Below are 11532 nucleotides of genomic sequence, written 5' to 3'. Positions count from 1 at the left end.
ACATGGCTGCAATTCTTGACGGCGGGAAGCTGACGCTGACCGGCTTCGTCGGCGACGACTATTTTGGCGACGGATTCACTGCAGGCGACGTGCTTCTCGCTCTCGCGCAGGTCGAAGAAGATGCCGACCTGACGGTCTATCTAAACAGCGGCGGCGGGTTCGCCACCGAGGGCGCGGCCATCCATGCCCTGCTGTCCAGGCGGGCTGGGAAGACCGATATCGTCGTGGACGGCATCGCCGCATCGGCCGCGTCGCTGATCACGATGGCCGGCGACACCGTCGAGATGTCCGGCGGATCGATTCTCATGATCCATGATCCGTCGGCTTTCACGATGGGCACTTCGTCGGATCATGCGAAGACGATCGAAGGCCTCGAGGCGATGGCCGTCTCGTACTCGCGCGTCTATGCGACCAAGTCCGGCAAGGACGCCGACGAGTGCCGGGAGATCATGAAAGCGGAGAGCTGGTATTCGCCCGAGGAGGCGTTGGCGGCTGGATTCGCCGATAAGGTCGCCGTCGGCAGATCGCAGGCCGTGGCGGCGTTCGACTATCGCGTCTACGCGCACGCGCCCAAGCGGCTCACCGCCCTTGCGGCGAAGAAGAATTGGCGTCTGACCGATGCCATGGCAGCGGCAAAGTCCGCCGTGCAACCCCGTCAAACACAGGAGCCATCCATGACGGATAAAGATCGGGCGGACCAGTTGGCCGCCGAGAACGCCACCTTGAAGGCCAATCTGTCGACTGCCTCGCTCGATGCCGTCAAGGCTGACCGCGAGCGGCGCGCCGCCATCATGGCGCTGCCGGAGGCCGATGGCCGCACGGCACTCGCGGAGCACCTCTACGCCAAGGGCGAAAGCGTCGATGACGCCAAGGCCACGCTGGCGGCATCGCCCAAGGCGGCCGCGTCGGCCGAGCCGGACCCGGCTCTCGATCATCAGAACCGACGCCTCAACGGCGAAGGGCTGAACGTCAACGGCGGCAAGGCCACGGCGAAGGGCGACAAGTCGATCCTCACCGCCGCGGTCGCCCGCACCAACAAGCGCCGCTGAGGAGGGATTTCCCATGGCCATTCTGACCGAAGACCGGTTCTCCGGGGCGGGGCACTACCTCGTTTCCGAAGCGCACGGCATGTATCGCTCGCGCGAGCAGATCGTCATCGCCAGCGGCTCCGGCGTGCTGAAGGCGGGCCGCGTGCTCTCCAAGCTTTCCTCCGGGGCAGCCACTGCGACGGCTACCGGCGGCAATACCGGCAACGCCACGATGTCGGCGGTGACCACCGGGACGGGCGTCAAGACCGGCACGTACCGTGTCGAGTTTACTGCTGCGACGAAGTTCGACGTCGTCGACCCGGACGGGTTCAAGCTGAAATCGGGCACGACCGGAGTCGCCTATGCCGACGACCTCGGCTTTACGATCACCGCCGGCGGCACGCCGATGGTCGCGGGCGATTCCTTTTCGGTTACCGTGGCGGCGGGTTCGGGCGAATACGTGCCCTATGACGCCACGAGGCCAGCATCGGCCATCCTCTTTGAGGGCTGCGACGCGACGAGCGCCGATGTCCGCCGCACCGCCACCGTGCGCGATGCCGAAGTCCATGCCGACGTTCTCGGCTTCGCGGATGACGCGACCGACCCCCAGAAGACCGCCGCACTCGCCTCCCTGGCCGCCGCCGGCATCATCGGCCGCTAAGGAGGGCTGAGTTCATGGCACTTGTCACAGACGTTTTCACCGGCAATGCCTGGGGTCTCGTCGACTTCCAGGAGGATGTCGTCGAGCGGGTCGATTTCCAGCCGCAGATGCTCGGCGCGATGGGGATCTTCGAGCCGATCTATTCCCGCTCGCGCACCATCGTCATCGCCGATCGCGACCGGACACTGACGCTGATCCCGACATCGGAACTGGGCGCCCCGCCGGAGGAACTGATTCCCGAGGGCGCGAAAGTGCGGCCCTTCAACACCTCTCGTCTGGCCAAGGGCAGCACGATCTACTCGGCGGAACTCGCTGGCGTCGCCGCGCTTCCGTTCGATGTCCAGACGCGTGACGTGACGCAGGAGGTCACCGACCGGACCGCTCAGATCATGGGCGACCTCGAGCTGACCTGGGAGCACATGCGCTTCGGTGCCGTGCAGGGCAAGGTTCTCGACGCCAACGGGTCGACCCTGATCGACTGGTATGCGGAATGGGGGATCTCCGAACCCGCCGAGATCGACTTCGAACTCGACGTCCCCACCACGGACATTCGCAAGAAATGTCGCGACGTGAAGCGCGCCATGCAGCTTGCGGCCAAGGGCGCGTGGAACCCTGGCGCCCGTATCGCGGCGCTGGTCGGCGACACCTTTTTCGACATGCTGGTGAATCATCCGGTTTACAAGGAGACCCGTCTCGGCACCGAGAGGGCATCGACCCTGGAAGGGATCGAAGGGTTCTCGGCGATCGACTTCGAAGGCATCACCTTCATCAACTACCGCGGCACCGACGACGGCTCGACCATCGCGATCGCCACGGACAAGGCCCGGTTCTTCCCCGTGGGCATGCGCGGTGCGTTCAAGGTCGGCTTCTCGCCGGCGAACGAGTTCAAGCCGTATCTCAACCAGCGGGCGCGCGAATATTACGGCCTCATCCTCGCCGATACGTCCGGCCGTGAAGCCTGGGACCGGGTCGAGATCTACAGCTACCCGCTGTTCATCGCGACGCGCCCGGAGATGCTCCTCCGTGGAAAGGCAGTGTAACATGGGCATCGTGACCGAAGCCGGATTCTACAACGGCAAGTTCCTGAAGGCCGGGCAGTTCGCCAAGCCCGAGGTCGAGGCGGTTCAGACGGGCGTCACCGTCAACGAGGGCGACAAGCCGAAGGCGGAGAAGGCCAAGGCCGAGCCCGTGTCCAAGAAGAGCTGAGGGGGCGGCGGCCATGTCCTGGGACGACATGCTGGCGCAGGTCGACCGGACGACCGCCGCCTTCTTCGACACGGAGGCTTTCACCGCGACGGACTTTCATCGTCCGTCGGGTCGGTCGGTCAATGCACCGCCGGTGGCCGAGGGCGCGAATGCGGCCTTCCCGTTCAAGGGGTCGATCGACTTCGGCGAGGCGATCAATGCCATGGGGCAATCGTCCCGGTGGTCGCCCGACGACGTCGCGCCGCGGCATGTGACGCAGGTCTGCATCTCGGCATCGACGGTGGACTGGCCGTGGATGCCGCGGCCCGGCGACCGGCTCGTGCGAGAAAAGGACGGCGTCGCCTACACAGTGGCGCTCGTCGCCGAAGACGGCACCGGGCGAAAAGTGTTCTGGGTCAATCGGGGCCGATAAGCGGGGCGATCCATGCTGGCAGCAGAGGCGATGCGACTGGCTTCCGTCGAGGCGCTGTCGCCGACGGCGGCGATCCTTGCCGGAGGCCCGTTCCCGACCATGGCGCGGGACAAGGTCTTCGACAGCCAGGCGATCCGCTACGAGGATCTGATCGACGGCGTTGACTTCACGCCGTCGATCGCAGTCTACACCGACGACAGCCGGAGCGTCCGGCGCGGCGATGGCGCGACATCGACGATCGGTTTCGCCTCGGCGACGCTGACGGTGGTCTGCGATCTCTCGGTGGGCATCACCGGCGAGGGCGATCCCTATGCCGATGCGATGGCTACTACCGATCCGGTGGCGCGCCTCGTTCTCGGCGCGCTGTGCAGCCAGGTGAAGCAAACGCTTGTTCGTGGGCCAACGTCCGCCGCCTTCCGTCGCATCGTGAAGAGTGTCGACGAGGTCAGGATCGATTCCTTCGCCCTGCCGGACATGGGTCTGCGGTGGATGCGCAACACGATGCGATTCTCCTGCACGATCGCCGACGACGAATTCACCGATGCGGCCGGGCTGCCGCAACCGATCCAGCGGCTGATGCAGGCGCTGCCGGCGGGCTCCTACGCCAAGGCCAAGCTTCTGGCGCTGCACGCGGCCTTCCTCGCGACCGATCGCGATGCGCTCGATGCCATCGTCTTCTCGACTCGCGGCAATCCCGCCATCGACGGGCCGGAAGGCTCGGCTCTCTGACTTCCCGACACCCCGGAGATTTCGACATGACCGACAGATACCGGCTCGCCCGCAAGGGCGACCGCATTCCCATGCCCGAGCGCGGCCCGGGCGTCTTCTTCTCGGGCGAGACGGAGGGCGAGGCCCTCGATTCGCTGAACCCCTACCACGCCCGGCTGATCGCGGACGGCAGCGTCAAGCTGATCAAGCCGGACCCCGACCCCGAGGCCGAGGCTGGCAAGCACGCCGTCTCTTCTCCCACGGCCGAGGGGCCGAAGTCCGCGGCATCCGCCGCCACTCCCAAGAGCGAAGGAGGCAGGTAAATGCCGATCGGCTTCAACTCCATCCCCGGCAACATCCGGGCGCCCATCATCGCCTTCGAGGTCAACTCCGGGGGGCAGTTCGAGAGTGTCTCGCGACTGCTCCTGATCGGTCACAAGAACACCGACGCGGACCTCGTCGACAGCGTGCCGGCCCGCTGCAACAGCGACGTCGAGGCCATCGCCATCGCCGGCAAGGGCTCGATGCTCGCCGAGATGATGATCGCCGCCCGCCGCAACGCACCGGCGCAGGACATCTGGCTGCTCTCCACACCGGCCGTCGGCGTCGCGGAAGTGCGCACCATCACGGTCGGTACGCTCCCCGCTGCAGGCGGTACCGGCATGTTGACCGTCGCCGGCGAGCCGATCGCGCTGACCATGGGCGCGGGCGACACCGCCGCCGCCGTTGCCACCGCCCTTGCCGCTGCCATCAACGGGTACCAGAACGCCCTGACCAGGTCGGCGCTGCCGTTCACCGCGACCTCCGCGACGAACGTGGTGACGTTGACGGCCCGCCATGCCGGCGCGATCGCCAACGACATCGATGTCTTCATTCCGACGCTGACCACCGGAAATGCCTTCACCAGCGTCCTGACCCTGGCGACTACGACCGCCGGCACGGGCGAGCCGGATACATCGGCGGCGCTCGCGGCGATGGGCGATGACCCGTTCGACTGGATCGTCTCGCCCTTCGGCGACGACGCGAACATGGATCGCTATCGGAGCGTTCTCTCGGATGTCAGCGGGCGCTGGGCGTGGAACCGGCAGTCCTACGGGCATGTCTATACCCAGCGCTCCGGCACCACCGCGGTGCTGACGACCTTCGGCCTGTCCTTTGACACGCGGCACATCACGGTGCTGCCGCGGCTGACGGGCGGCACGGACGGTGCCACGCCCTGGGCCTATGTCGCTGCCGTGGCGGCCCGGGTGACACCCTGGCTGTCCGACGGCGCGCTCGGCAACGTCTCGCGCAACCAGACCGGCCTCGTGGTCGAAGGCGTCGTCGCGCCGCGCGATCGCACGAAGTGGGTGAACGACTATGCCAGCCGCGACTCGTTCATCGGGTCGGGCCTCTCGACGCTCACCGTGCGCTCCGATGGTCAGGTCGCGATCGACAAACTCGTGACGATGCAGCGCACCGATGGCGCCGGCAATGTCGACACGACCTTCCGCGATCTCCAGAAGATCGGCCAGCTGATGTATGCGCTGCGGCGCTTCCGTGCGCGGCTGCAGGCGGAGCACGGGCAAAAGGCGATCGCCGACAGCAATCCCGGCGATCTCCTGGCGATTACCACGGCGCAGGATATCAAGGCGACGATGATCGCCACCGCGGCGGAGATGGCCGGTGTGCTCGAGAACATCGGCGAGTTCGCGCAGCGGCTCGATCTGCGGCGCAATGCCGACAATCCGAACCGCGTCGACATCTACGCGCCGCTCGACATGATCAACCCGCTGGACGTGATCGCCGCCAATGCGACGATCTACAGCCAGTATCGCGCCTTCTCGGCCGCTGCCTAAGGAGACTGACACATGGCCGGAAACGACTTCGGCGGCGAGATGCGGATGCGTCTCGCCGATGGCACGGCGCTGGTTCTCCGGGCGGCCGTCAAGCTCAACACCGCGGGTCTCTCGACCGAGGTGGTGACCAACCAGAACGGCAGCGTCTCGCGCGTTGCGACCCTGCGTTCACGCCGGGCGGAACTTACGATCGAGGACACCGGCGAGAACTTCGACACGCTTCTGCGGGCGCCGCGGCAGGACATCTACATCGTCGAAGACTTCACCGGCGTCAGCCACATGTTCGGCGCCGCGATGATCACCGGCGACGTCTCCCAGGACCGAACCAACGGCGAGGTCACCGGCCTGATGGTCGACGCCGAGAAGTATGTCAGGACAGCGTGATGGCCGACATCCTCATCAAGCTCTCGCGCAGCTACGACCACGGCACCGAACCCTTCGACGCGGTCGTGCTGCGCGAGCCGAAGCTGAAGGACCGGCGAGACGTCGGTCCCCTCTATGAGGTCCAGCGCGGGCTTGTCATCTGGGACGACACGGCGCTCTGGGCCTATGTGACGCGGTTGCAGAGCAAGCCTACGGCACCCGGCGCGCTGGACCTCCTCGACCTCGCTGACGCCGACGCAATCGAAATCGCGGTGAAGGGTTTTTTTACGGCCGCGAGTCCGCTCTTTACCAGGCCGACGAGCTCGTCTTCCGGCTTGGATGGGACGCGGGACGGGTCGAAGAGCTGACCTTCGACGGGATCGGCTGGTGGTACGACCGGGCCATCGGGTGGCACAGGCGGCAGCCGAAGAGGAAGCAATAGCGGCGCGCCTCTTCGCCGATCGGGAAGGCGAGTATTTCCATCATGGCAAAGACAATCGAGGCACTTCTCCGGCTGAAGGCCGAGAACCAGACTCTCAAAGCGTTCAACCAGGTCAGCGGCAGCCTGGACAAGATCAACAAGAAGGCGAGGCAGGTCAGCCGGGCGCAGGAGGCGGCAGCCCAAGCGAGTCGCTTTGATCGGGTCGCGGCCAGCACGCATCGGGCCGAGACGGCAATGCTCGGCTACGGCCGCGTCGTTGGCGCACTGGCCACGGGTGCAGCGGCCAAGGAGATCGTGACGCAGGCCGCCGACTTTGAGTCCCGACTGACAGGCATCCAGAAAAAGGCGGGACTGACCAGCGAGCAGATGGCCGGTCTCGGCAATGAGATCAAGACTCTGGCGACATCCGGCAGTTTAGCTGTGTCCATCGAGGACATCATGGGGGCCTATGAGCGGGGTGCGGCGGCTGGTCTCCCGATCGACCAGCTGAAGGATTTTGCCACCCTTTCCGCCAAGGCGGCCGACGCTTTCGAGATGTCGTCGGAAGACGTCGGCAACGCCGCTGCCGGGTTCAAGACCGCGTTCAAGATCGACACGGCCGAGGTGTCGAAGCTGTTCGACCTGATCAACTCGCTGGCTGACAGCGGCATCAGCGACGAGAAGGACATCGTCGACTTCATTGATCGGTCCGGCGCTTCCTTGAAGCTCTTCGGGCAATCCCAGCAACAAGTTGCGGCCCTCGGCGCAACCTTGCTCAATCTGAAAATGCCGGCTGAAGTCGCCTCCCGCGCCATGAACACCCTGAGCGGCAAGCTGCTGGCTCCAGGCTCCGATAAGGCGGAGCAGTCGCTGAGAAACATCGTCAAGGACACGACGAAATTTCAGAAGCTGTTGAAGGATGACCCGAACGAAGCCTTGATGCTGTTTCTCGACAAAGTCGGCGAAATGGACAAATTCAACGCTGTCGAGAACCTCAATGGGCTGCTGGGGGCTGGATTTTCGGACGAGGTTCTGCGGCTGGCCAAAGGCGCCGACGAGTACCACCGAAACCTGAAGCTGGCCGGCAACGAAGCGGAATGGTTCGGATCGCTCGACAAGTCCTACAGCCTGAAACTTGATGATTTCTGGTCGCAGTGGCAGCTGATGAAGAACACGATCTCCACGACCGCGATTGACATAGGCGACATGGGAATGCCGGCTCTGAAGGCCACCATGGAGGGTGTCAAGTACACCGTCGGCGAGATCAACAAGGGGCTGAAGGCGTTCAAAGGCGACCTCGATTGGGAGGAGATTGATAAGGCGCAGGAGGCGGTCTCCGACCTCGGGTCAAAGATCACCGAGCTGCTTGGCATGAACACCGGTGACTCGGCGATTTTCGTCTTCTTTCACGATCTTGCCGGCGCGGTGAACGATGTTGCCGCCGGCGTCAACAAAGTCGAGAACAGCGATCTGTTCAAGGTCATGTCCGGCAACAAGCAGGCCGCTGCCGATGTCATTGGAGCCACCGTTAATCCGGAGACGGGCCGACTGAACAAAGGCGCGATGGATGGCGGGCTTTTCCCCGGCCTGACAAAGTTTCTCGCGGGGGCGACAGACAGCCCGGATCAGATGCCGGGCCGGATCGTCTACCCGCCCATCCGCTACAATCCCGTCGTGCCAACGTTCGCGCAGCCGGAGGGCGACCTCGGCCACAAGACAGAGGCAATTCCAACACCCCACTGGCGCCCGGAGCCCGATGCTCCGTCGCGGGCACCCGAGGACGGTGCTTCGGCGCTTCGATCCGAGTTGACCGGCCCGGTGCCGGTCATTGTCGACAACGTCGACGCACTCATGCCGACTACACTCGTCGAGCCGCGCGCCGCGCCTGTTGCCACGCCATTGGCTCGGACCCCGGTGACGGCACCCGTAATAGGGGCGCGGGAAGCGGAAGCTGCATCGCTTCATGCGCTTCGGGCGCTGCGCGGGTCGGATCCGGAAGTGTTTTCCCAGAGCCAGGAGAAACCCCGCGCAGCGAAAGTCGCTTTGCTGCCTCCGCAGCAAGTGGTCACGCCCGCGCCACTGCCGGACACAATGGTGTTGCGGGTGCAAGAGCCCGCGCCGCTTCCGACCCTCAAATCAAGTGATCGCCCCGCCGACTTCGGCACCGGCGCCTATTCCGACACGCCGGTTGCGACAGTGCAGCCTTTCCCCGAGCCTGTCACTGCGGGAATGCCGAGTCCGATGCCGGTTCTCGTCGACAACATCGCTGAACTGATGCCCGCACCGAGCCCGATCGCGCCGAATTGGGGACTGACCGCTCCGGTCGTTAGCGCCCGCGAGGCGGACATGGCGTCAATGGCGGCAATGCGCCAGCAGTACGGCGGATTGCTCAATTCCGAGGGGCAGTCCTTCCAGCCTGGCACCACCGGACAGGACGTCACCGACGAGGTCGACCCGGACGCATTGCGCCAGGCGATGGAGGCCGGGGCGCAGTCGATCGCGCAGAGCGGCGAGACGGTCGCCCAGGGCGGACGGGATGCGCAGGCGGCGATCGACCAGAGCGGGGCGCAGCTGCCGACACAGGGACAACAGGCGGGCCAAGCCCTCGCAGCGGCAGCCGGCGCGGGGTTGACGAGCCATGCGGCCGCTGCAGGCGCGGCCATGGCGCAGGCGTTCAACGCCAATGTGAAAGTCCCGGCGGCACCGCGCATGCCGGCGGCACTACCGGCGGCCAACCGCGCGCCGGCGACGACTATGCCGGACGCAGGCAAGGCAGGGGGGTAAGCGATGCGCGACTGGTCTTCGGCCTTCCGGCGAGCCTCCTTTCGTGGCGTGCGCTTCTGGGTCGACGAGGACGGTCCGGAAGTCGGCCGCAGGGTGGCTGTGCACGAGATCTCAGGCGGCAACGTGCCTGTCGTCGAGGACATGGGCCGGCGCGCCACGCGCTTCACGGTCTCGGCCTATGTCGCTAGCGATCTTGCCGACATCGAGGGACTGGCGCTCGAGCGAGCCTGCGCAACCGACGGTCCGGCGGTGCTGCGGCTACCGATGGACCCGTCGCAGCTCGTCTACTGCGAGGGGTGCCGGCGCAATCGGCGAAAGAACAAGAACGGCGTGATCACCTACGACCTCGCCTTCGTCACAGCCGGCGGTCCCGGTGGCGCAGCCGCGTCGGCGCTGGGCGCAATGCGCGGGACCATGGCTAATGCACTTGGCGCCGTCGGCGCCGCCCTTGCCGGAGCGTTCTGATGATCTGGCTGGTCAATCTCGTCGACCGCTTCGTACTCGACGCGGACGATCTCGCTTCGGCGCGTGGCCTGGCGGTGGGTGTCGGTCTGACGGGTGCAGAGGCGGCGATGTCCTGCCTGACGGCGTGCCGGGTGCTCGGCGAGGCGGCGGACGATCCGGAAGGATTGATCCTGGCGCTCGACGGGCTGTCCGGACTGACGGCCACCGAGGCGATTGGCGCCCTGGTCGCCCGGTGCTTTGCGGCCGTGCGGGTGGACTATCCCTCCCGTCAGGATGCACAGGCCGGGCGCGCTGCGCTCTCAGCTGCGGCGGAGCCCGTGTATGGCGCGGCCGGGACAGAGGCGGGCCCGGACGTTCTGGCCTTCGTCGTTCGCCTTGTCGGCCAGGCAGCGACGGAGATCTCGGCCATCGCTGCGACACGGTCGCCGCTGGTGCGGGTCGAGACGGGCGTCTCGCTGCCCTCGTCGCTCCTGGCCTGGGATCTCTACGGCGATCCAGACCGGGGGCGGGAGCTCGTGCAGCGCAATCGCACGGGCACGTCCATGGTGATGCCGATCGTGCTCGAAGCGCTGGCCAGCTGACATGGCGCTGGAAACCGTGGTGCTGACCGTCGGGGGGAGGGTGCTCTCGCACGTCTCCTGCACGCTGACGATGCAGGCGACCGATGCCGTTCGAGAGGCAAGCTTCGACGTGGCCTACAACGGTCCCGGCGTGCCTTGCGAGGAAGACGAGGATGCCATTGTCACGGTCTCGGGGGAGGTCACGCTGACCGGTTACAGCCGCGACGTGAAGGGCAGCCACGACGAGGAGACCCGTTCCTACACCGTCACGGTCGTGTCGAGGACGATCGACGCTACCGAGGCTTCAATCGACCACCCGACGGGTCTCAAGAAGGACTGCGACCTCAAGGAGATCGCCGAGGAGTTCGACACGGTGGGCATCGGGATCGAATGCGATGCGAAGACCCTTAAGAAGCGGCTCCACAAGGTCCGGCCTGGCGAGACGCTCTTCGAGACGTTGGAAACCGACGCACGGGCGCAGGGCGTGCTCATCTACGACACGCCGAAGGGAAAGCTGAAGCTCACAGACAAGCCCGAGGGCCGACATGCCGGTGCGTTGGTGCGGGGGCTGAACATCAAGTCGGCGAGTGGGACGCTATCGGGCCGCGGGAACTTCTCCGAGGTCAAGGTCCGTGGCCAGTCCTCGGATGGCACGACGTCGGCCGTCCTCAGGCCCGAAGCCGAGGCCAAGGGCACGGCGACGCGCAAGCGACCGCTGATCCGGATCCATGAGGGCGAGGCGACGTCCGACCGGATGAAGAAGCGGGCGGCATGGGAGGCCAAACGCTCCGCCGGAGCGGCCAAGGAATGCTCAGTTACGGTGCCGGGCTGGCGAGATGCGGGCGGAAAGCTGTTCGCCCCGAACTTCCTCATTGAGGTCCGCGACGACTGGCTCGGCATCGAGCAGGACATGATCATCGCGAGCGTGACGCTTCGACAGGACTCCGAGGGCGGCACCGAGGCGGTGCTGACCTGCAAGGACCCTCGCGCGCTCGGCGGCGAGAATCCCCGTGGCAAAAGCGCCAAAGGCTGGGGCGCCCCGGCGGTGCCGACCCCGACCTTCCGCGACACGCTTTGACCGGAGAA

General features: G+C 65.9%; 14 protein-coding genes. All 14 read left to right on the top strand.

Annotated features, from left to right (window positions below):
* Positions 1-2: 2 nt before the first annotated feature.
* The 14 genes from Sa4125_RS12595 (at position 3) to Sa4125_RS12530 (ending at position 11524) form a co-directional block, all read left to right on the top strand.
* Positions 3-1049, top strand: a complete 1047-nt coding sequence (locus tag Sa4125_RS12595) for a head maturation protease, ClpP-related (protein WP_223998411.1) — start codon at positions 3-5, stop codon at positions 1047-1049.
* 13 nt (positions 1050-1062) lie between these two features.
* A complete protein-coding gene (locus Sa4125_RS12590) occupies positions 1063-1689 on the top strand; it encodes a head decoration protein (protein ID WP_223998410.1) in 627 nt (208 codons plus the stop codon).
* Between the two features lie 14 nt (positions 1690-1703).
* Positions 1704-2729 (top strand): major capsid protein, encoded by a 1026-nt coding sequence (locus Sa4125_RS12585; RefSeq protein WP_223998409.1) that lies wholly within the window; start codon positions 1704-1706, stop codon positions 2727-2729.
* A gap of 1 nt (position 2730) precedes the next feature.
* Positions 2731-2895 carry a hypothetical protein gene (locus Sa4125_RS12580; protein WP_223998408.1) on the top strand — a complete coding sequence of 55 codons (165 nt, stop codon included), beginning with the start codon at positions 2731-2733 and terminating at the stop codon, positions 2893-2895.
* Positions 2896-2908: 13 nt separating this feature from the next.
* Positions 2909-3307 carry a hypothetical protein gene (locus tag Sa4125_RS12575; RefSeq protein ID WP_223998407.1) on the top strand — a complete coding sequence of 133 codons (399 nt, stop codon included), beginning with the start codon at positions 2909-2911 and terminating at the stop codon, positions 3305-3307.
* A gap of 12 nt (positions 3308-3319) precedes the next feature.
* Positions 3320-4036, top strand: coding sequence for a hypothetical protein (locus Sa4125_RS12570; protein WP_223998406.1), 717 nt, complete (start codon positions 3320-3322; stop codon positions 4034-4036).
* A gap of 26 nt (positions 4037-4062) precedes the next feature.
* The gene (locus tag Sa4125_RS12565) at positions 4063-4338 is read left to right on the top strand and encodes a hypothetical protein (protein WP_223998405.1); all 276 of its coding nucleotides are present in this window, start codon (positions 4063-4065) and stop codon (positions 4336-4338) included.
* Complete coding sequence (locus Sa4125_RS12560; RefSeq protein ID WP_223998404.1) at positions 4339-5853, top strand: phage tail sheath subtilisin-like domain-containing protein; 1515 nt, start codon at positions 4339-4341, stop codon at positions 5851-5853. It begins immediately after the preceding gene.
* 12 nt (positions 5854-5865) lie between these two features.
* On the top strand, positions 5866-6237 hold the full coding sequence (locus Sa4125_RS12555; RefSeq protein WP_223998403.1) for a hypothetical protein: 372 nt from the start codon (positions 5866-5868) through the stop codon (positions 6235-6237).
* On the top strand, positions 6237-6584 hold the full coding sequence (locus tag Sa4125_RS12550; RefSeq protein WP_223998402.1) for a hypothetical protein: 348 nt from the start codon (positions 6237-6239) through the stop codon (positions 6582-6584). The genes Sa4125_RS12555 and Sa4125_RS12550 overlap by 1 nt, the downstream gene beginning before the upstream one ends.
* A gap of 116 nt (positions 6585-6700) precedes the next feature.
* Positions 6701-9421, top strand: coding sequence for a phage tail tape measure protein (locus Sa4125_RS12545; protein WP_223998401.1), 2721 nt, complete (start codon positions 6701-6703; stop codon positions 9419-9421).
* A gap of 3 nt (positions 9422-9424) precedes the next feature.
* On the top strand, positions 9425-9886 hold the full coding sequence (locus tag Sa4125_RS12540) for a DNA circularization N-terminal domain-containing protein (protein WP_223998400.1): 462 nt from the start codon (positions 9425-9427) through the stop codon (positions 9884-9886).
* Positions 9886-10467, top strand: coding sequence for a hypothetical protein (locus Sa4125_RS12535; RefSeq protein WP_223998399.1), 582 nt, complete (start codon positions 9886-9888; stop codon positions 10465-10467). Before Sa4125_RS12540 ends, Sa4125_RS12535 begins: the two co-directional genes overlap by 1 nt.
* A gap of 1 nt (position 10468) precedes the next feature.
* Positions 10469-11524, top strand: coding sequence for a hypothetical protein (locus tag Sa4125_RS12530; protein WP_223998398.1), 1056 nt, complete (start codon positions 10469-10471; stop codon positions 11522-11524).
* The last annotated feature ends 8 nt before the right edge of the window (positions 11525-11532 follow it).

Origin of the sequence: Aureimonas sp. SA4125, from assembly GCF_019973775.1 — a bacterium.
GTDB lineage: Bacteria > Pseudomonadota > Alphaproteobacteria > Rhizobiales > Rhizobiaceae > Plantimonas.
The sequence above is the reverse complement of the archived record's forward strand: the minus strand, read 5'-3'. Positions and strand labels throughout refer to the sequence as shown.

Excerpts from the sequence above, each read along its gene's own strand:
- Sa4125_RS12595 (WP_223998411.1), top strand. The coding sequence starts at position 3 with ATGGCTGCAATTCTTGACGGCGGGAAGCTGACGCTGACCGGCTTCGTC.
- Sa4125_RS12590 (WP_223998410.1), top strand. The coding sequence starts at position 1,063 with ATGGCCATTCTGACCGAAGACCGGTTCTCCGGGGCGGGGCACTACCTC.
- Sa4125_RS12585 (WP_223998409.1), top strand. The coding sequence starts at position 1,704 with ATGGCACTTGTCACAGACGTTTTCACCGGCAATGCCTGGGGTCTCGTC.
- Sa4125_RS12580 (WP_223998408.1), top strand. The coding sequence starts at position 2,731 with ATGGGCATCGTGACCGAAGCCGGATTCTACAACGGCAAGTTCCTGAAG.
- Sa4125_RS12575 (WP_223998407.1), top strand. The coding sequence starts at position 2,909 with ATGTCCTGGGACGACATGCTGGCGCAGGTCGACCGGACGACCGCCGCC.
- Sa4125_RS12570 (WP_223998406.1), top strand. The coding sequence starts at position 3,320 with ATGCTGGCAGCAGAGGCGATGCGACTGGCTTCCGTCGAGGCGCTGTCG.
- Sa4125_RS12565 (WP_223998405.1), top strand. The coding sequence starts at position 4,063 with ATGACCGACAGATACCGGCTCGCCCGCAAGGGCGACCGCATTCCCATG.
- Sa4125_RS12560 (WP_223998404.1), top strand. The coding sequence starts at position 4,339 with ATGCCGATCGGCTTCAACTCCATCCCCGGCAACATCCGGGCGCCCATC.
- Sa4125_RS12555 (WP_223998403.1), top strand. The coding sequence starts at position 5,866 with ATGGCCGGAAACGACTTCGGCGGCGAGATGCGGATGCGTCTCGCCGAT.
- Sa4125_RS12550 (WP_223998402.1), top strand. The coding sequence starts at position 6,237 with ATGGCCGACATCCTCATCAAGCTCTCGCGCAGCTACGACCACGGCACC.
- Sa4125_RS12545 (WP_223998401.1), top strand. The coding sequence starts at position 6,701 with ATGGCAAAGACAATCGAGGCACTTCTCCGGCTGAAGGCCGAGAACCAG.
- Sa4125_RS12540 (WP_223998400.1), top strand. The coding sequence starts at position 9,425 with ATGCGCGACTGGTCTTCGGCCTTCCGGCGAGCCTCCTTTCGTGGCGTG.
- Sa4125_RS12535 (WP_223998399.1), top strand. The coding sequence starts at position 9,886 with ATGATCTGGCTGGTCAATCTCGTCGACCGCTTCGTACTCGACGCGGAC.
- Sa4125_RS12530 (WP_223998398.1), top strand. The coding sequence starts at position 10,469 with ATGGCGCTGGAAACCGTGGTGCTGACCGTCGGGGGGAGGGTGCTCTCG.